The organism is Acidovorax sp. ST3 (genome assembly GCF_003231145.1).
Lineage (GTDB): Bacteria > Pseudomonadota > Gammaproteobacteria > Burkholderiales > Burkholderiaceae_C > Acidovorax.
On sequence record NZ_QKVP01000006.1, the window covers coordinates 532,115 to 552,579 of the forward strand.

General features: G+C 61.8%; 14 protein-coding genes, 2 tRNA genes and 1 pseudogene. All 17 read right to left on the minus strand.

Going from position 1 to position 20,465, the window contains the following annotated elements; all coding sequences use genetic code 11:
• Positions 1–123: 123 nt before the first annotated feature.
• Complete coding sequence (locus DNK89_RS21095) at positions 124–1,659, minus strand: site-specific integrase (protein ID WP_110961696.1); 1,536 nt, start codon at positions 1,657–1,659, stop codon at positions 124–126.
• Positions 1,660–2,018: 359 nt separating this feature from the next.
• A tRNA-Phe gene (locus tag DNK89_RS21100) sits at positions 2,019–2,094 on the minus strand.
• A 60-nt stretch (positions 2,095–2,154) separates the two neighbouring features.
• Positions 2,155–2,838: a response regulator gene (locus DNK89_RS21105; RefSeq protein WP_015012241.1), complete on the minus strand. Its 684-nt coding sequence runs from the start codon at positions 2,836–2,838 to the stop codon at positions 2,155–2,157.
• A gap of 42 nt (positions 2,839–2,880) precedes the next feature.
• Complete coding sequence (locus tag DNK89_RS21110) at positions 2,881–5,175, minus strand: ATP-binding protein (protein WP_110961697.1); 2,295 nt, start codon at positions 5,173–5,175, stop codon at positions 2,881–2,883.
• Complete coding sequence (locus DNK89_RS21115; RefSeq protein WP_203422405.1) at positions 5,172–5,723, minus strand: DUF4390 domain-containing protein; 552 nt, start codon at positions 5,721–5,723, stop codon at positions 5,172–5,174. The genes DNK89_RS21110 and DNK89_RS21115 overlap by 4 nt, the downstream gene beginning before the upstream one ends.
• A gap of 70 nt (positions 5,724–5,793) precedes the next feature.
• Positions 5,794–7,122 (minus strand): 16S rRNA (cytosine(967)-C(5))-methyltransferase RsmB, encoded by a 1,329-nt coding sequence (gene rsmB, locus DNK89_RS21120; protein ID WP_203422417.1) that lies wholly within the window; start codon positions 7,120–7,122, stop codon positions 5,794–5,796.
• Positions 7,123–7,281: 159 nt separating this feature from the next.
• Complete coding sequence (locus tag DNK89_RS21125; RefSeq protein WP_060986606.1) at positions 7,282–7,890, minus strand: LemA family protein; 609 nt, start codon at positions 7,888–7,890, stop codon at positions 7,282–7,284.
• A gap of 179 nt (positions 7,891–8,069) precedes the next feature.
• Complete coding sequence (rpoC, locus tag DNK89_RS21130; RefSeq protein ID WP_060986602.1) at positions 8,070–12,305, minus strand: DNA-directed RNA polymerase subunit beta'; 4,236 nt, start codon at positions 12,303–12,305, stop codon at positions 8,070–8,072.
• A gap of 21 nt (positions 12,306–12,326) precedes the next feature.
• The gene (gene rpoB / locus DNK89_RS21135; protein WP_060986603.1) at positions 12,327–16,439 is read right to left on the minus strand and encodes a DNA-directed RNA polymerase subunit beta; all 4,113 of its coding nucleotides are present in this window, start codon (positions 16,437–16,439) and stop codon (positions 12,327–12,329) included.
• Positions 16,440–16,705: 266 nt separating this feature from the next.
• Positions 16,706–17,083, minus strand: a complete 378-nt coding sequence (rplL, locus tag DNK89_RS21140) for a 50S ribosomal protein L7/L12 (protein WP_015012234.1) — start codon at positions 17,081–17,083, stop codon at positions 16,706–16,708.
• Between the two features lie 40 nt (positions 17,084–17,123).
• The gene (gene rplJ / locus DNK89_RS21145) at positions 17,124–17,648 is read right to left on the minus strand and encodes a 50S ribosomal protein L10 (protein WP_060986604.1); all 525 of its coding nucleotides are present in this window, start codon (positions 17,646–17,648) and stop codon (positions 17,124–17,126) included.
• 240 nt (positions 17,649–17,888) lie between these two features.
• On the minus strand, positions 17,889–18,584 hold the full coding sequence (rplA, locus tag DNK89_RS21150; RefSeq protein ID WP_015012232.1) for a 50S ribosomal protein L1: 696 nt from the start codon (positions 18,582–18,584) through the stop codon (positions 17,889–17,891).
• A complete protein-coding gene (rplK, locus tag DNK89_RS21155; protein WP_008907082.1) occupies positions 18,585–19,016 on the minus strand; it encodes a 50S ribosomal protein L11 in 432 nt (143 codons plus the stop codon).
• 161 nt (positions 19,017–19,177) lie between these two features.
• Entirely contained in the window at positions 19,178–19,774 is a 597-nt protein-coding gene (gene nusG, locus DNK89_RS21160; protein ID WP_015012231.1) for a transcription termination/antitermination protein NusG, read from the minus strand.
• Positions 19,771–20,157 carry a preprotein translocase subunit SecE gene (gene secE / locus DNK89_RS21165; protein ID WP_015012230.1) on the minus strand — a complete coding sequence of 129 codons (387 nt, stop codon included), beginning with the start codon at positions 20,155–20,157 and terminating at the stop codon, positions 19,771–19,773. The genes nusG and secE overlap by 4 nt, the downstream gene beginning before the upstream one ends.
• A gap of 91 nt (positions 20,158–20,248) precedes the next feature.
• A tRNA-Trp gene (locus DNK89_RS21170) sits at positions 20,249–20,324 on the minus strand.
• 15 nt (positions 20,325–20,339) lie between these two features.
• Positions 20,340–20,465, minus strand: a pseudogene (locus DNK89_RS21175) (elongation factor Tu); the annotation flags it as partial.

Genomic DNA, 20,465 nt, shown 5'->3' on the forward strand with positions numbered 1-20,465 from the left:
TCCAAACCATTCGGAAATGCATTGCGTATAGCGACCCCCAAAAAATGACGGAAATGGATGCGCTGACGGGTACACGCACAGCGCATTGACCGGCTCTGCAGGGTCGCCTGTATGACGCGAGCGTCAGCGCCCCACAGCCCGGCGCTGGCGCGCCGCATGGAAATCAATGATGTAGCCGCCCCTGTCCCCCGCGCGGGCTTGCGGCTGGTCTGCGGCCTGTGAGTAGGTGGCCGCGTCATCAGCGGCGACCTTGGTGGCAGCGGCACTCGACGTCGCTTGAACAACGGCATTGGCAATCAAAGCGACCTGCGCGGGCGATAGCACAACGCCCGCTTCTTTCATCCCCGCTTTTTTTGAATCTTCCGCGGGTTGAGGCGCCGGAGCATCAGGCGCATGCAACACCTTCACAGCATCAGCTGCCTTGACGTTCACATAGCGCTCAACCATCTGCAGCGTCTTGTGTCCTGTCAGCGCCTGCACAAGAAAGATATTCGCGGTCTTCAGCGCCATCCGCGTAGCTCCGGTGTGCCTGAGGTCGTGGATGTTGAGGTCTTTGATGTTCGCGCGCTGACAAGCACGGCCCCAAGCGGCCCGAAGCGATTCGTAGGTGACTTTCACAATCTTCTCGTCAGGTTCGCCAGGGCCGATATCACGCAGTGCCTGCAAGGCGGCTGGGGACAACGGAACATCGCGCTTGTCGGTTTTCGAATCACGCAGTTTCAGAATGCACTCGTCCCAGTTCACGTCACCCCAGGTCGCGTGGTCGAGGGGTTCGGAGGCGCGCATCGCGGTCTCACGCAACAGTGTCATCACCGGCAGAACAAGGCGGTTCCTGCACTCAGACAAAGCTTCATCGAGTCGAATCTGCTCTTCTTCCGACAGCACGCGTTCGCGGGCGTTGTTGACGGCCGGCATATCGATGCCGGTGGCCGGGTTGTCGGGAACATCCCACGACCATTTCTTGTGTGCGTAATTGAAGAATGCCCTCAGCAATGAACGCTCCAGACCTATCGTGGCCGCCTCACTGCCTTCTTCGCGCATTTTGTTCACAAGTTGCTGAATGTCGTAGCGAGAAATGTCCGCAACCATCTTCGTTGCCAGCACCGCGCGAAGACGCATCGAATCAGCGGTTTTGACAACAAGCTGCTTGCGATGAGCGTCCAGTCCTTTGGGGACGGCGCGTTCCGAGGTCCATTGTTCAAACTCGACTTTGAAGCGGACGTGCTTGCCCTCAACCGGGATGACCTTGATAGTGGGAAGCTTGGCCAGGCGCAAGTACACATTGATGCGACTGATTTCCTGCTTCGCGCCTTTCATGTAGGGCAGCTTCGCTGTGGCGTAGTCACGCAGCGCAAGCGCGAAGCTGGTTTTCTTAGGACCTTTACCAAACGGGTCGCTCTGTGCCTTGCGCTTGGCTAACTCCCTGGCCGCGGCCAGCTCTGCATCAGCCCGCGTCTTATGGCCAGTTTCATAGACGTCATGGCCGCTGCGCCGCAGCCGTGCTGTCCAGGTTTTGCCGACCTTCACGGCCTTGGCTGTAGCGTCTGTCCGGGAGCGCTTTTTGGGCGCGGGGGGCTGGTTGGGGTTTGTGGCCGCAACGTCAATAGTGGCTGCGGTTACAACGCCGTGGATGGCGCCTTTTGTATTTCCTGTCTGCATGAAGCAACTCCGAGTAGATGGAGTTGCGTGTAGTCACCGGCAGAAAGCGAACGCCTTTAGAGGTATCGCTTTCTAAACGCTGCCTTTCAGCGCGCATGAAAAAGAACGTGGGGAGGATGGTCCAGCGAGCCGGCCAATGCCCCGCCCCTGACCGTCTGGTACCCATGAAGGGACATCCAACGGCCGTTCTTCTACAGCGCAATGCAGCGCAGTTCTCAACCGTCACAGACCGTTGCTGCGCACCGCTTTGCCAACGTCATTGCCAAAACTGTGACAGGAAAACAAAAAAGCGGCCGTTTTGACGGGCCGCTTGTTTTGCAACTACTTTGCTAACCTGTTGATTTGCAAAGCAATTTATTTGGTGGCCTGGGGCGGAATCGAACCACCGACACAAGGATTTTCAATCCTCTGCTCTACCGACTGAGCTACCGGGCCTGAGCCTCAAATTATAGCCAGAAAAAACAGTGCTTCTAGCAAAAGGCACAAATTAATTGATCAGCCACGCTTACCGCGCCCCAGATCCACGCCCAGCTGGCGCAGCTTGCGGTACAGGTGGGTGCGCTCCAGGCCCGTTTTTTCGGCCACGCGGGTCATGGAGCCGCCTTCGCGGGCCAGGTGGAATTCGAAGTAGGCCTTCTCGAACCCGTCGCGGGCTTCGCGCAGGGGGCGGTCCAGGTCGAAGCCCTGGTGGGCGTGCGGGCCGGGGTCCACCCCGGCCATCACCGCCGAAACGGCTGGCAGCTGCGAAAAGGTCGGGTCAGCCGGGGCGGCTGCGGGCGCAGCGACGGCGGCCACGGGCGCGGCTTGGTGGGCGGCATTGCGGGCCAGGCCCTGCTCCACGGCCTTGAGCAGCTTTTGCAGGGTGATGGGCTTTTCGAGGAATGAGAAGGCGCCGATGCGCGTGGCCTCCACCGCCGTATCGATGGTGGCATGGCCACTCATCATGATGACCGGCATGGTGAGCACGCCCGCCGTCGCCCATTCCTTGAGCAGCGAGACGCCGTCAGTGTCGGGCATCCAGATGTCCAGCAGTACCAGGTCATAGCTGTTGCCTGCCCGGGCGGCTCGGGCCTGGGTCGCATTTTCCGCGAGGTCTACGCTGTGACCTTCGTCGTTCAGTATTTCCGACAGCAGATCACGAATGCCGAGCTCATCGTCGACCACCAGAATGTTTGCCATGTGTGTTGAAGCGCCTTGGGGAGGTACTGCGGGGCGGTGTTGTTATGACGCCACCGCTGGTTCAGGGGCGAATGATAACGACACTTGGGCGCCGCGCACCACGTCGTTTTCGGTGCGGTTGGACAGTTCGATGCGCGCTCCGTGCTCATCTGCGATCTTTTTGACCACAGCCAAACCGAGGCCAGTGCCACGCGGCTTGGTGGTGACATAGGGTTCGAACGCGCGCTGCAGGATGTGCGACGGAAAGCCCCCGCCGCTGTCCGACACAGTGAGCCGTACGCGCCGTGACGATTCGCTCCAGCGGGTGCTGATGCGCACCGGCGGCACGGGCTCAGAGGCCCCAGCGCGGGCCTGTTCGGTGGAGTCCTGGGCGTTCTGCAGCAGGTTGTGCACGACCTGGCGCAGTTGCTGCGCATCGCCCGCAATCCAGGGGCAGCGCGGGTCCAGCTCAGCCTCTACAGGCACGGTGGCGTTTTCTGCACCATATAAATGAAGCACGTCGGCGACCAGTGCATTGAGGTCCAACGCATGCAGTTCGGCGGCAGGCAAGCGTGCGTAATCGCGGAACTCGTTGACCAGCCGTTTCATGGCATCGACCTGGTCCACGATGGTCTTGACGGACTTGGCGAGGATGGCCTGTTCAGCGTCCGGCAGCTTGCCCGACAGCTTCATTTCAAGCCGCTCGGCCGACAGCTGGATGGGGGTCAGCGGGTTCTTGATTTCGTGCGCCAGCCGGCGCGCCACCTCGCCCCAGGCCTGCGCACGCTGGGCCGAAACGATCTCCGAAATGTCGTCAAAAACCAACAGTCGGGTGGCATCGGGCAGCTCAGCGCCCCGTGCGACCAGGCTGGTGGCGTGTTGCCCGGCGCCGCCGGAGGAGGCATGCAACTCGAATGGCTGCTGCCAATGGTCCAGGCCGTGACGTTCGTGGTCCCCCAGAAACGCGTCGAAATGGCCCTGGACCGACGCGGCAAACTCCGCCAAGCCCGGCACTTCAGACAGTGGCCTCCCTTCATAAGCGGCCATGGGGGCGCGCAGGATGCGGGTAGCACCCGGGTTGGAGGAGCGGATCAGCCCTTGCGCGTCCAGCACGATGACGCCCGCCGTGAGGTTGTCCAGAATGGTCTGCAGGTTGGCGCGGGAGGCATCAACCTCGCCCATGCTCTGCTCCACCGCCTGGCGCGCATCCGCCAACTGCTGGGTCATCAGCGCGAAGGAGCGCGTGAGCCCCCCCAGCTCGTCCTTGCTCTGCAAAGCGGCCTTGGGGCTCAGGTTGCCCGCAGCCACCTCGCGCACCCCCTCGGCCAGCACCAACAAGGGCCGGGCCAGCTGGTTACCCAGCAGCACCGCCAGCAGCACCGCGCCAAACACGGCCAGAAACAGGCTCAACGTGAGCGTGCCCACATACATGCGCCGCAACCCGCCCCGGGCCAGCGCACGCTCCTGGTATTCGCGGTTGGCCTCCTGCACCGCAATGGCATTGGCTACCAGCGCGGGCGGCAGGGGCAAGGTGGCCTGCAGGTAGCGCGGTTCCATCAACAGGCCTACGCTGGGGCTGCTGACCAGGGCCAGCACCTTGACCCGTGCGTTCTGCGCGGCGGCCGGGTCGGCAATGTCGTCCAGCCCTTCGATCTGCGCGGTGGCGCGCTGCTGGCGCGCCGTGCGCAGCAAGGCCGCGCCGGGCCGCTCCGGGTTCAGGCTGAACCGCGACTGCCCCGCGCTGGCGACCGCTTGGCCGGACGCGTTCCAGAGCACCACGTCGGTCGCGCCCAGCTGGTCGCGAATGCGCTCAAGCACCAGGCCCGCAGCGGCATCGGGCACCTGGGCTACCTGGGCACTGGCGTTGCGGGTTTTGGCCGCCATGTCGGTGGCCAGCGAGTCCAGCGACACGCGGGCCAGGTTGACGCCCGCAGACAGCGCCCCCTCCACCTTCACGTCGAACCAGCTTTCGATGGAGCGCGTGACGAACTGGTAGGACACCACATAGATCAGCAGCCCCGGCATCAGTCCCACCAGCGCAAAGATGGCCGCCAGCTTGACCAGCAGGCGGCTGCCAAAGCGCCCCTTGCGCAGGCGCAGGCCCAGGCGCACCGCCACCCAGCCCAACACCAGCAGCAGCAGCAATGCCACAAACACGTTGACGCCAAAGAGCCAGGCGTAGTTGCGCTCATACAGTACGCGGTTGTTGGTGGCCAATGTCAGCAAGAACAGCAGCACCAGGCCGATGGCCGACATGATGGCCGCGCCGACGCCTACGGCCCAGCGCACTGCGCGGGACTGGCGGGCGGTGGCGTGGGTGGATGCCGAAACGCCGGTGGTTGGGGGGGAAGTGCTCACTTGACGGGCTCTGCGCCCAGGCGCTGGCTGCGAGAGACCAGCAGGTTCCAGCCCGACCGGCCTACCGCGCCAATCTGGAAGGGACGGGGTAACTGTGAGATGTCTAGGCGGAAGCGGAAGTTCACCGTATGCACGGCATCGGACTCGATCACATCGCGTTCAGCGATCTTCCAGCGTGAAAACCGCTGAATCGACGACAGGGCATCGGCGTAATTGTCAAAGTTCTGGCCCAGCACCACCCCCAGCCCACTGTTGGTGAAAGGCGTCGAAGAAATGTTCAGGCGCCACCGGCGGGTGAGTGGCTGGTAGCTCAGACGGAAATACCGGGTGGTCTCGGCCACCTGCCGGTCCGACCAGTACCAGCGGTCGCGCAGCACCTGGGCGTCGGCCACGAAGAACATGGGGATGCCTTTTTGCAAGGCGTCTTCGGCCAGCTCGGGCAGTTCGAATTGCAGGTTGGCGCTCAGGTACAGGCCATCGTCCCCGCGCTCCAGGCGCAGGTCGCCCACCTCGGAGGACGCGGCCTGGGCCGCCCCAGCCCGCGGCACCCCGCAGAGCACCGTCCCCCAAACCAGTACAAACCACGCGCACAGCCACCACCAGCGCACGCCCCGTGGCTCATTGCGCCGATTTTTGCAACAGTGCGTAAAAAAAGCCGTCGTGGTCACCGGTCAGATTGTCCGGGACAGCCCCGCCGTTGTCCGCGTTGCCGGGAATTAAATGGCCCGGTGACGGTGCCAATTGCGCATCGGTGTTGTGTGCAAGAAACGTTTGCACCTGGGCATCGCCCTCTGCCCGGAAGACGGAACAGGTGCAATACAGCAAGCGTCCGCCGGGCTGTAACAGAGGCCACAGCGCCTTGAGCAGGGCCGCCTGCTGGGTCGCCAGCTGCGCGATGTCGGACTCACGGCGCAGCCAGCGCACATCCGGGTGGCGCCGTACGATGCCGGACGCTGTGCAGGGTGCGTCCAGCAGGATGGCATCGAACAGCACCCCGCCACACTCTGACTGCCACCAGTCTTGCGGGCGCGCCGCATCGGCCACCAGGACCTGGGCCTTCAGCCCGAGGCGCTGCAGGGTTTCGCCAATACGCGCGCTGCGCGTGGCATCGATCTCCAGCGCCGTGACCTGCAGGGGAGAATGCGGCCCCGCCATCTCCAGCAGGTGCGCTGTCTTGCCGCCGGGGGCGGCACAGGCATCGAGCACGCGCAGGGGCTGGCTAAGGTCCAACCCTTGCAGCAGCAAAGGCGCCGCCTGTTGGGCGGCGGCGTCCTGCACCGACACCCAGCCCTCGGCAAAGTGCGGCAGCGACTGCACGGGCACCGCCTGGTACAGGGCGACACCGTGCTCACCCACGGCAGATGCTTCTAAATTGATAGCATTCAAGGCATGTAGATATTGCGCCACCGTGCATTTTTGTTCATTGACCCGCAGCACCATGGGTGCGTGGGCATTGTTGGCCTGCAGGATCTGCTCCCAGTGCTGGGGGTGGTCCTTGCGCAGGCGCTGCACCCACCAGGCCGGATGGTTCCAGCGCGCCACGGGGTCGTTGTCGGTGGCCACCACCAGGGCGTCGCGCTCGCGCAGAAAGCGGCGCAGGCAGCCGTTGATGAACGAGGCCTGCGCGCGCGTGGCGGAGTGGTGCTTGGCCGCCTCCACCGCCTGGTTCACCAGGGTGAACGGTTCGTAGGGCGAGGCCTGTGGGTCCCAGCACAGCGCCAGCGCGCTGCACAGCAGGGCATCGGCGGCGGGTGCGGGGGCGCGGGCGGCCAGCTGTCGGCGCAGGGCCTCGGCCCGCCCGGCCTGGCGCAAGACCTGGAACAACAAGGCCTGCACACCGGGGCGCAGCGCAGCATCCACCGCCGCCAGTGCTGTTGTGCCCGACTGCCCACCACGGATTGCCTGCAAGGCGCCCGCCACTGCCGTGAGCAACCGCCACAGGGGCACGGGCGCGCCCCCCGCAGAAGACGCTGGACCCGGCCTTTGCACCGCAGAACCCGCCTGCGGAGATGACTCAGAGGCTGGGCGCGCCGGACGCGGCGCGTTGCCAGCAGCGCGGCGGGGGCGGTGGTGGGGAGGTGGAGTCATCGTGATCCTGACAACGGGTTACAGCGCACGGGCCGCCTTGAAGCCAAACACCCTGGCCAGCAGGCTGGCCGGAAACTGGGCGATGGCGGCGTTGTACTGCACCACGGCCTCGTTGAATACGCGAATCGCCTGTTCGTTTTGCACCGCATGTTCCTCCCAACGGACCTGCCACACGGACAGGCCCACGGGAACAGCCCCGGGTGCCCCCGTACCAGCATCGACAGCCGGGGTCAGCGCTGTGGGCTGTACGGGGTCGGCCAGCAATTTCTGCAAGGCCGTGGCCCAGGTCGCGCGCAGCACCTCACGGGCAGCCGCCAACGCCGCCACCGCATCGCCCTGCAACGGGCGGGCGCGCGCTACGGCCAGCGAGGCACTGAATTGCGTCACGGCGCCCTGCAGCGCAGCCAGCTCTTGCGCCCCGGCATCGGCCAGCAAGCTACCGCGCTGTACTGTCTGCGCCGCCCCGAACTCTCCAAGCAAAGCCACCAGCCGCACCATGTGCGCGTCAAAACTGCCGAACGACTGCACGACAGCCGAGCGCAGGCGCATCAGACGGTTGTAGGCCCCCAGGGCCCAGAACAGAAAGACGGCGAAAGCAATCCAGAAAAGGGGCGACGACCACAGCATGCGCAGTTGCCGGAGCAGATGCGGCTGCACCCGTTCCGGCCCGAAAAACAGAAGATTGAAACAAACGACGGACGGTGAAAAGACACACGTCCATCAAAAACGCCCCCGGCCTGCCTGGGACAGGACGGGGGCGCTGTGGCGACCGCAGCAGGGCCTGGGGAAGGCCTTGCTGTTTGCTATCAGTCTGCCGCTGCGTCAGTGGCAGTGACGCTGCCACTGTCCACATCCGAGGCGTCCGACTGGGCGGCCATTTCGGCGGCTTCGGCTTCGGCGATGGCGCGGCGCTCTGCGTCGTCCATGGCGTCCTTGGCCTTGCGTGCCTGGTGGTAGGCCAGACCTGTACCGGCAGGGATCAGACGGCCCACGATCACGTTTTCCTTCAGGCCACGCAGTTCGTCCTTCTTGCCCATGATCGCGGCTTCGGTCAGCACGCGGGTCGTTTCCTGGAAGGAAGCGGCCGAGATGAACGAGTCGGTGGACAGCGATGCCTTCGTGATACCCAGCAGCAAGTTGCTGTAGGTCGCGGGGATCTTGCCCTCGGCTTGCAGTGCCTCGTTGGTATTGAGGATCTCGGAACGCTCGACCTGTTCGCCGGCAATGTAGTTCGACTCGCCGACGTTCTCGACCACGACGCGGCGCAGCATCTGGCGAACGATCACCTCGATGTGCTTGTCGTTGATCTTCACGCCCTGCAAGCGGTACACGTCCTGCACTTCATCGACGATGTAGCGCGAGAGTTCTTCGATACCCAGCAAACGCAGGATGTCTTGTGGGTCGGCCGGGCCGTCTACAATCGATTCGCCCTTGTTGACCACCTGGCCTTCGTGCACCAGGATGTTCTTTTCCTTGGGCACGAGTTCTTCCCACACCTTGCCATCAGGGTCGGTGATCTGCAGGCGGACCTTGCCCTTGGTTTCCTTACCGAACGACACCGTACCGGTCATTTCGGCCAGCGTACCCTTGTCCTTCGGCGTACGGGCTTCGAACAGCTCGGCCACGCGGGGCAGACCGCCGGTAATGTCGCGGGTCTTCTGGCCTTCAACCGGAATACGCGCCAGTACTTCGCCGGGGCCCACGTCCTGACCGTCACGCACCTGGATCAGAGCGCCGACCTGGAAGCCAATGGTCACCGAGTGGTCGGTGCCAGGGATCTTCACTTCGTTGCCCTGGGCGTCGATCAGCTTCACCTGAGGACGCACCACCTTGGCGGCACCACGGCGCTTCGGATCGATCACCACCAGCGTGGACAGACCGGTCACTTCGTCGACCTGCTTGGCCACCGTAAGGCCTTCTTCGACGTTCTCGAACTTGGTCTGACCGGCGAACTCGGTGATGATGGGGCGCGTCAGCGGATCCCAGTTGGCCAGGATCGTGCCGGCCTTGATCTGCTGGTCGGCCTTCACCGTCAGCGTCGCGCCGTAAGGCACCTTGTGACGCTCGCGCTCGCGGCCATGCTCGTCCTGGATGATGATTTCACCCGAACGCGCAATCACCACCAGCTCGCCCTTGGTGTTGCTCACGTAGCGCATCGTGGCGTTGAAGCCGATCACGCCGTTGGACTTGGCTTCCACGCTCGACGCGATGGCAGCACGCGAAGCGGCACCACCGATGTGGAACGTACGCATGGTCAGCTGCGTGCCGGGCTCGCCGATGGACTGGGCGGCGATCACACCCACGGCTTCGCCGAGGTTGATCAGGCCACCGCGGCCCAGGTCGCGGCCGTAGCACTTGGCGCAGAGGCCGTAGCGGGTTTCGCAGGTCAGGGCCGTGCGCACCTTCACTTCGTCCACGCCAGCAGCTTCCAGCTCTTCGATCAGGTCTTCGTCCAGCATCACGCCGGCTTCGACCAGCACCGAGCGGTTCTCGGGGTGCAGCACGTCTTCGGCCGCCGTGCGGCCCAGGATACGTTCGCGCAGCGATTCGATCACTTCACCGCCTTCAACGATGGCGCGCATCAGCGAACCATTGGCAGTGCCGCAATCCTCTTCGGTCACGACCAGATCCTGCGTCACGTCCACCAGACGGCGGGTGAGATAACCGGAGTTGGCGGTCTTCAGCGCCGTGTCGGCCAGACCCTTACGGGCACCGTGGGTGGAGATGAAGTACTCCAGCACGTTCAGACCTTCGCGGAAGTTCGCGGTAATGGGCGTCTCGATGATCGAGCCGTCTGGCTTGGCCATCAGACCCCGCATACCGGCCACCTGACGGATCTGGGCGGCAGAGCCGCGGGCACCGGAGTCGGCCATCATGTAGATGGAGTTGAAGGACTCCTGGTCCACTTCCTTGCCGTGGCGGTCCGTGACCTTCTGCTTGGACAGCTGGGCCATCATCACCTTGGACACTTCATCGCCGGCCTTGCCCCAGATGTCCACCACCTTGTTGTAGCGCTCGCCAGCCGTGACCAGACCGGACACGTACTGCTGCTCGATCTCCTTCACTTCCTTCTCGGAGCGCTCGATGATGCCGGCCTTTTGGGGCGGCACGAGCATGTCGTCGATGGCAATGGAGATACCAGCGCGCGTGGCCAGACGGAAGCCGTTTTGCAGCAGCTTGTCGGCAAACACCACGGTTTCCTTGAGACCACACTTGCGGAAGGACACGTTGATCAGGCGTGAGATTTCCTTCTTCTTGAGCGCCTTGTTCATATTGCTGAACGGCAGGCCCTTGGGCAGGATCTCGGACAGCAGTGCGCGGCCCACGGTGGTTTCCACCAGCGAGGTCGAGGGCACGAATTCGCCCGTGGCCTTGTCCTTGGTCCACTCGGTCATGCGCACCGTGATCTTGGCAGCCAGTTCGACCTGGCCGGCGTCCAACGCACGCTGCACTTCACCGGTGTCAGCGAACACCAGGCCTTCGCCCTTGCCGTTGATGCGGTCACGGGTGGCGTAGTACAAGCCCAGCACCACGTCCTGCGAAGGCACGATGGAGGGTTCGCCCGAGGCGGGGAACAGCACGTTGTTGGAGGCCAGCATCAGCGTGCGGGCTTCCATTTGTGCCTCTACCGACAGCGGGACGTGGACAGCCATCTGGTCACCGTCGAAGTCGGCGTTGAAGGCCGCGCATACGAGGGGGTGCAGCTGGATGGCCTTGCCTTCGATCAGGATGGGTTCAAAGGCCTGGATGCCCAAACGGTGCAGCGTAGGCGCACGGTTCAGCATCACGGGGTGTTCCTTGATGACCTCTTCCAGGATGTCCCACACCACGGGGGTGCCGGATTCGACTTCCTTCTTGGCGGCCTTGATCGTCGTCGCGATGCCCATGGCTTCGAGGCGCGAGAAGATGAATGGCTTGAACAGCTCCAGCGCCATCAGCTTAGGCAGACCGCACTGGTGCAGCTTGAGCGTTGGGCCCACGGTAATCACGGAACGACCAGAGTAGTCCACGCGCTTGCCCAGCAAGTTCTGGCGGAAGCGGCCCGACTTACCCTTGATCATGTCGGCCAGCGACTTCAGGGCACGCTTGTTGGCGCCCGTCATCGCCTTGCCACGGCGGCCGTTGTCCAGCAGCGAATCGACAGCCTCTTGCAGCATCCGCTTTTCGTTGCGGGCGATGATTTCAGGGGCCTTCAGCTCCAGCAGGCGGCGCAGACGCGAGTTGCGGTTGATGACGCGGCGGTACAGGTCGTTCAGGTCAGACGTGGCAAAGCGGCCGCCGTCCAGCGGCACCAGCGGACGCAGGTCCGGGGGCAGCACGGGCAGCACTTCCAGCACCATCCACTCGGGCTTGATGCCAGACTTCTTGAACGCTTCGAGCACCTTCAGGCGCTTGGCGTTCTTCTTGACCTTGACTTCGGAGCCGGTCAGGTCGCCACGCAGCTTCTCGATCGACAGGTCGATGTCGATGGACTCCAGCAGGTCCTTGATGCCTTCGGCGCCCATCTTGGCGATGAACTCGTCGCCGTATTCCTTGCGCTTGGCGTCGTAGTCGTCCTCCGACATGATGCTGAACTTCTTCAGCGGGGTCATGCCGGGGTCGGTCACCACATAAGCTTCGAAGTACAGCACACGTTCGATGTCGCGCAGCGTCATGTCCAGCACCAGGCCCAGGCGCGAGGGCAGCGACTTCAGGAACCAGATGTGGGCGCAGGGCGCGGCCAGGTCGATGTGACCCATGCGCTCGCGGCGCACCTTGGTCTGTGTGACTTCAACGCCGCACTTCTCGCAGATCACACCGCGGTGCTTCAGGCGCTTGTACTTGCCGCACAGGCATTCGTAGTCCTTGATGGGACCAAAAATCTTGGCGCAGAACAGGCCGTCACGCTCGGGCTTGAACGTGCGGTAGTTGATGGTCTCGGGCTTCTTCACTTCGCCGAAAGACCACGAACGGATCTTCTCGGGAGAAGCCATGCCGATGCGGATGGCATCGAAATGCTCGTCCGGCGTGAATTGCTTGAACAGGTCGAGTAGCGATTTCATAGTGACTCTTTCCTTTTCTGCTTAGGAGCGTTCCAGCTCGATGTCCAGGCCCAGCGAACGGATTTCCTTGACCAGCACGTTGAACGATTCCGGCATGCCGGCTTCGATGGCGTGTTCGCCCTTGACGATGGATTCGTACACCTTGGTACGACCCACCACGTCGTCGGACTTCACGGTCAGCATTTCCTGCAGCACGTAGGCGGCGCCGTAAGCTTCCAGCGCCCACACTTCCATTTCCCCGAAACGCTGGCCACCGAACTGGGCCTTACCGCCCAGAGGTTGCTGCGTCACGAGCGAGTACGGACCGGTCGAGCGGGCGTGCATCTTGTCGTCCACCAAGTGGTGCAGCTTCAGGTAGTGCATGTAGCCGATGGTGGTCGGGCGCTCGAAGCGCTCGCCCGTACGGCCGTCATACAGATACGCCTGGGTGCGCGACTCGGTCAGGCCCTTGCGCTCCTTGATGTCGTCCGGGTAGGCGATCTTGAGCATGTCCTTGATTTCTTCTTCCGAAGCACCGTCGAACACAGGGGTGGCATAGGGCACGCCGTTGGTCAGGTTCTCGGCCATGGCCATCAGCTCGTCGTCGCTGAGCTGCGACAGGTCTTCCTTGCGGCCACGCGAGTTGTAGACCTCTTCCAGGAACTTGCGCAGCTCAGCGGCCTTGGCCTGCTCCTGGAGCATGTTGCCAATGCGCTGACCAATGCCCTTGCCGGCCCAGCCCAGGTGAACTTCCAGCACCTGACCGATGTTCATCCGCGAGGGCACGCCCAGCGGGTTCAGAACGATGTCGGCAGGCGTGCCGTCGGCCATGTAAGGCATGTCTTCGACCGGAACGATCTTGGACACCACACCCTTGTTACCGTGGCGGCCGGCCATCTTGTCACCGGGCTGCAAGCGGCGCTTGACGGCCAGGTACACCTTGACCATCTTCAGCACGCCAGCAGGCAGCTCGTCGCCTTGCGTGAGCTTCTTGCGCTTTTCTTCAAAAGCCAGGTCGAAGCTGTGGCGGGTTTGCTCCAGCGCGTTCTTGATGGATTCGAGCTGTGTGGCCACTTCGTCTTCCGCAGGGCGGATGTCGAACCAATGGAACTTCTCGACGGAGGCCAGGTAGGCCTTGTCGATCTTCGTGCCCTTGGCCAGCTTTTGTGGACCGCCGTTGGCGACGCGGCCAGTCAGCAGCTTTTCGATACGGTCGAACGCGTCGGCCTCCACGATGCGCAGCTGGTCGTTCAGGTCCAAGCGGAAGCGCTTGAGCTCGTCGTCGATGATCTGCTGAGCGCGCTTGTCGCGCTGGATGCCTTCACGGGTGAAGACCTGCACGTCGATCACGGTGCCCGACGAGCCTTGGTCCACACGCAGCGAGGTGTCCTTCACGTCCGAAGCCTTCTCGCCGAAGATGGCGCGCAGCAGCTTCTCTTCAGGCGTGAGCGTTGTTTCACCCTTGGGCGTGACCTTGCCGACCAGCGTATCGCCGGGCTGCACTTCGGCACCCACGTAGATGATGCCGGACTCGTCCAGACGGTTCAGTTGCTGTTCCGACAAGTTCGGAATGTCGCGCGTGATTTCTTCAGCGCCCAGCTTGGTGTCGCGGGCCATGACCACGAGTTCCTCGATGTGGATCGAGGTGTAGCGGTCTTCTGCCACCACGCGCTCACTGATCAAGATCGAGTCTTCGAAGTTGTAGCCGTTCCAGGGCATGAACGCGATCAGCATGTTCTGGCCGATGGCGATTTCGCCGAAGTCCGTCGATGCGCCGTCGGCGATCACGTCACCCTTGACCAGCATGTCGCCCTTTTTGACGATGGGACGCTGGTGGATGTTGGTGTTCTGGTTGGAACGCTGGTACTTGATCAGGTTGTAGATGTCCACACCGACTTCACCGGCCACGGCTTCGTCGTCGTTCACACGCACCACGATGCGGGTCGCGTCGACATAGTCCACCACACCACCGCGCGTAGCGGTCACGACGGTGCCAGAGTCCACGGCAGCAACGCGTTCGATACCAGTACCGACCAGTGGTTTTTCAGGACGCAGCACAGGCACAGCCTGACGCGACATGTTGGCGCCCATCAACGCGCGGTTCGCGTCGTCGTGCTCCAGGAAAGGCACCAGCGAGGCAGCCACCGACACAATCTGCGCGGGCGACACGTCCATGTACTGCACACGGTCTGCACCGCACAGGATGGACTCACCCTTTTCACGGGCCGAGACCAGCTCGCCCGTCAGGCGGCCGTCTTTGTCGAGCTGCGCATTGGCCTGCGCAATCACGTACTTGCCTTCTTCGATCGCCGACAGATAGTCGATGTCGTTGGTCACCTTGCCATCCACCACGCGACGGTACGGGGTTTCGATGAAACCGTACTCGTTCAGGCGGGCGTACAGAGCCAGCGAGTTGATCAGACCAATGTTCGGACCTTCCGGCGTTTCGATAGGGCAAACGCGACCGTAGTGGGTCACGTGCACGTCACGCACTTCGAAGCCTGCGCGCTCACGGGTCAGACCACCTGGGCCCAGTGCGGAAACACGGCGCTTGTGCGTGATTTCTGCCAGCGGGTTGGTCTGGTCCATGAACTGCGACAGCTGGGATGCGCCGAAGAATTCCTTCAGGGCGGCCGAGATCGGCTTGCTGTTGATCAGGTCGTGGGGCATCAGCGGCTCTTGCTCGGCCTGGCCCAGACGCTCCTTCACGGCCTTTTCGATACGTGCCAGGCCTGTGCGGTACTGGTTTTCGGCCAGTTCGCCCACGCAACGCACGCGGCGGTTGCCCAGGTGATCGATGTCATCGACTTCGCCATTGCCGTTGCGCAGGTCCACCAGAATCTTGACCACGGCCAGGATGTCTTCGTTGGACAACACCATGGGGCCGGTGGATTCGTCGCGGCCGATCTTGGCGTTGAACTTCATGCGGCCCACGCGCGACAGGTCGTACGTGTCGGGGTTGTAGAACAGGCGCTGGAACAGGGCCTGCACGGCGTCTTCCGTGGGTGGCTCGCCAGGGCGCATCATGCGGTAGATGGCCACGCGGGCAGCGAACTCATCTACGGTTTCATCGATGCGCAGGGTCTGCGAGATGTAAGCGCCTTGGTCCAGTTCGTTCGTGTAGATGACCTGCAGGTCTTGCACACCAGCAGAACGCAGCTTCTTGAGCAGCGCTTCGGTCAACTCTTCGTTGGCCTTGGCAATGATTTCACCGGTGTCGGCGTCCACAATGTTGCGGGCTACCACACGGCCGATCAGGAAGTCTTCAGGCACGCTGATGTGCGTTGTGCCAGACTGTTCCAGTTCGCGGGTGTGACGGGCCGTGACACGCTTGTCCTTGGCCACGACCACCTTGCCGGACTTGTCGGTGATGTCGAAGCGCGCGACTTCGCCACGCAGACGCTCGGGCACGAACTCCATCTGCGCGCCGCTGTCCATCAGGCGGAAGTTGTCGTTGACGAAGAAGTTCGCCAGGATGGACTCGGGGTTCAGGCCGATGGCCTTGAGCAGGATCGTGACCGGCATCTTGCGGCGACGGTCCACGCGGAAGTACAGGATGTCCTTGGGGTCGAACTCGAAGTCGAGCCAGGAACCACGGTAGGGAATGATGCGTGCCGAGAACAGCAGCTTGCCCGAGCTGTGGGTCTTGCCCTTGTCATGTTCGAAAAACACGCCAGGCGAGCGGTGCAGCTGCGACACGATCACACGCTCGGTACCGTTGATGATGAACGAGCCCTTGTCGGTCATCAGGGGCACTTCGCCCATGTAGACCTCTTGCTCCTTCACTTCCTTGACCACCTTGGACTGCGACGTCGAAGACTCGCGGTCATAGATGATCAATTGCACCTTGGCGCGCACGGCCGAGGCGAAGGTCAGACCACGGGTCTGGCATTCGCGCACGTCAAAAGCCGGCTTGGCCAGGTTGTATTCAATGAACTTCATCTCCACAAAACCGTTGTGGGAGACGATCGGGAAGGCAGCGTCGAATGCAGCCTGAAGGCCTTCGATGGTTCTTTTCTGGGGTGCTGTATCTGCCTGCAGGAAAGCGGTGTATGCGTCCTTCTGCATCTGCAGCAGATAAGGAACTTCGAGCACGCTATCGCGGGTGCCGAAACTTTTGCGAATTCGCTTGCGTTCGGTGTAGGAATAGGCCATGAGATCTCCGGGCAAAGACATGAGTCCTGGGTCTTCGACGACTGACCCACAAGGCGAGTGGTCCTTGTGGGCTTGGCGGTTGGCCACTACCAACCATGGCGGACGGTGATGCGTTGCACATCACCCGAACCAAGGCGTCTTCTGCTGTCGGGATTGTCAGAAGACACTCGAAAGCCGCGTTGAGAACGGGGCTTGCGGGTGCGCTCTGAAAGCACCAAAGGCTGGAGGCCCTTTGAGGAGCACTCCAGCCCTTGAGCAAGACCGAATTACTTGAGTTCGGCCTTGGCGCCGGCTTCCACCAGCTTCTTGACGGCTGCTTCGGCGTCGGCCTTGGCAATGCCTTCCTTGACGTTCTTGGGAGCGCCGTCCACCAGGTCCTTGGCTTCCTTGAGGCCCAGACCGGTGATTTCGCGCACTGCCTTGATGACGGACACCTTGTTGGCGCCAGCGTCGGTCAGCACCACGTTGAATTCCGTCTTTTCTTCGGCAGCAGCTGCGCCGCCGCCGCCGCCAGCGGCAGCAGGAGCAGCCATGGCTGCAGCGCTCACGCCAAACTTCTCTTCAATGGCCTTCACCAGGTCATTGAGTTCCAGGACCGTCATGCTGTCCAGCGCGGTCAAAAATGCGTCTTTATCGAATGCCATTTTGATTTCCTAACAATTGTGTTGGTTGACTGCCCAGCTATCAAGCTGCTGCAGGTTCGGCGGCCGGTGCGGCTGCGCCTTCGCCTTTTTTCGCCGCCAGTGCGCCCAGCACAACGGCCGTACGCGACATGGGGGACATAAGCAAGCCACAAATCTGAGCCAGCAAAACTTCCTTGGAAGGAATGTTGGCCAGTTGCTTCACGCCATTGACGTCCAGGGCCTTACCACCGAAAGCGCCACCGCGAATCACCAACTTGTCGTTGGTCTTCGCAAAGTCGGACACCACTTTCGCGGCGGCCACGGCGTCTTCGGAGAAGCCATAGATCAGGGGACCAGTCATCTGGTCTGCCACCACGTCAAACTGGCTGCCTGCCACAGCACGGCGGGCCAGGGTGTTCTTCAGAACACTCAGGCTCACACCCTTGCTGCGAGCATCGACGCGCAGTTTGGTCATGTCGGCGACCGTGATGCCACGGTATTCCGCAATCACAAGCGTTTGAGCTTTAGCGGCGAGGCTGGTCACTTCACTGATGACCGCTTCTTTCTCACTGCGATTAAGACTCAAGGTCTACTCCTTAAATTGCACATTCGGATTTGCACCCTTTTGCGCGCTCTTGTTGCAGCGACCAACTGTTTCGGAACGGATTCCATCTGCAGCGGGATCGCCATCTGCGTTGGCCCCAGGGAGGGATTAAGTGCGGCGAACCACACACCAACGGTCTTGGATGGCCTGCAGGCAGTTGTTACACCACCCACAGCCCACCACATCAGGCCCTTTGAAAGACCTGAAGATTTCTTATCGCAATTACGCTGCGATGGATTGGGTATCCACGCGGACGCCAACGCCCATCGTGGAGGACACAGCGACCTTGCGCAGGTACAGACCCTTGCTCGAAGCTGGCTTGGCCTTGTTCAGAGCGTCGATCAGTGCAGCCAAGTTGCCTTGCAGCTTTTCGTTGTCGAACGAACGGCGACCGATGGTGCTGTGCACGATACCGGCCTTGTCCACACGGAACTGCACTTGACCCGCTTTGGCGTTCTTCACGGCCGTAGCGACGTCAGGAGTCACGGTGCCCACCTTGGGGTTAGGCATCAGGCCACGGGGGCCCAGGATCTGGCCCAGGGTACCCACGACACGCATAGCGTCAGGAGCAGCGATCACCACGTCGAAAGGCATGTCGCCAGCCTTGACCATGGCGGCCAGGTCGTCCATGCCCACAACGTCAGCACCTGCGGCCTTGGCTTCTTCAGCCTTGGCGCCTTGTGCAAACACGGCCACGCGGGTCGTCTTGCCAGTGCCGTTGGGAAGCACCACAGCGCCACGCACCACTTGGTCCGACTTCTTGGCATCAATGCCCAGCTGCACCGCCACGTCGATGGATTCATCGAACTTGGCCGTTGCGGCTTCTTTCACCAGCGCCACTGCGTCTGCAAAAGCGTACAGCTTGGTGCTGTCAACCTTGCCCTGCAGGGCCTTTTGCTTTTTCGTCAACTTGGCCATTTACAAACCCTCCACCGTCACGCCCATCGAGCGTGCGGAACCAGCCAGCGTACGGACAGCAGCGTCAACGTTCGCGGCATTCATGTCCTTCATCTTGGTCTTGGCGATTTCTTCGAGCTGTTCGCGCGTGATCTTGCCGACCTTGGTCTTCAGGGCATTGGAAGAACCCTTTTCGAGCTTGATGGCCTTCTTGATCAGAGTCGTCGCAGGCGGCGTCTTGATGATGAAGGTAAAGCTCTTGTCTGCAAACGCCGTGATGACCACGGGCAATGGCAGGCCTGGCTCCACACCTTGGGTCTGCGCATTGAATGCCTTGCAGAACTCCATGATGTTGAGGCCACGCTGACCCAGTGCTGGGCCGATAGGTGGGGATGGATTGGCCTTACCAGCTGGAACTTGCAGCTTGATAAAACCGACGATTTTTTTCGCCATGTTTTACTCCTGACGGGTCATAACGCTTGTGTTGCACCGTGCAACCACCAGCTCCCCGGGGTTAACGACTCACTGTGACGATGTCCGCACCGAGCCGAAAAGTGCGGCATCCAAAATTTTGCCCAGAGCACCGAGGTCGAACGCCCCGGCAATCACGAGGCTTATGTCTTTTCGACCTGTCCGAATTCCAGCTCCACCGGGGTAGAGCGGCCAAAGATCATCACGGAAACGCGCACACGGCTCTTTTCGTAATTGACCTCTTCCACGGAACCATTGAAGTCCGTGAAAGGACCTTCCTTGACGCGCACCAGTTCGCCCACCATGAACTCGATCTTGTGGCGCGGCTTGTCGGTGCCTTCCTGCATCTGGCTGACGATCTTTTGCACTTCGTCTTCCGAGATGGGCGCCGGACGGTTCTTGGCCCCGCCCACAAAACCCGTCACCTTGTTGGTGTGCTTCACCAAGTGCCAGGTATCGTCATCCATCACCATCTCAACGAACACATAGCCAGGGAACAAGCGACGCTCCGTCGTCTTGCGCTGGCCGTTTTTCATTTCGACGACTTCTTCGGTCGGCACCAGAATGCGGCCAAATTTGTCCTGCATGCCAGAGCGGCCGATCCGCTCCTGAATATTGCGCTCCACCGCCTTTTCCATGCCCGAATAGGCATGAACGATGTACCAGCGCAAGTCGGGATTGGCCGAGGCAGAAGCGCCTGCAGGAGCCTGTGCTCCCGTGATTTCCGCAGCGGTCGTCATGACTTTCTCCAACCCAAAATCAAGTCGTACAAGACCCATTCCAGCGTCTTGTCCGTGAACCACAGGAAAAGCGCCATGATCACCACAAAGGCGAACACATAGGCCGTCATCTGCAAGGTTTCCTTGCGGGTGGGCCAGACCACCTTTTTCACTTCGCGCCATGCATCCTTGGCAAACGCGACAAACTGACGCCCTGATTCCGACACCAGAAACACTGCTGCGGCCGCAACCAGCCCGACGATCAGCGCAGCCCACTGCACAACAGCGCCCTGCTTGCCCAACAAATAAAAGCCCGCAACAGATGCAATGACCAAAGCCACCACCGCTGCGAGCTTGGCCTTGTCTGCGCCTGTATTGACAGTTTCAACCTGTGAAGTGGCCATCTTTGAGTATTTCCTGCTTCCGATTCACGGCATCACCTAAGACACCGAAGCCCGCCAGGGTCTGGCGGGCTTGTTGGGGGCCACATTCAAGTGGCAGGGGCAGTAGGAATCGAACCTACAACCTTCGGTTTTGGAGACCGACGCTCTGCCAATTGAGCTATACCCCTGTATACCTTGCTTGATTAAGCAATGATCTTGGCCACGACGCCAGCGCCCACGGTGCGGCCGCCTTCGCGGATAGCGAAGCGCAGACCTTCTTCCATGGCGATGGGGTTGATCAGCTTCACAGTGATCGACACGTTGTCACC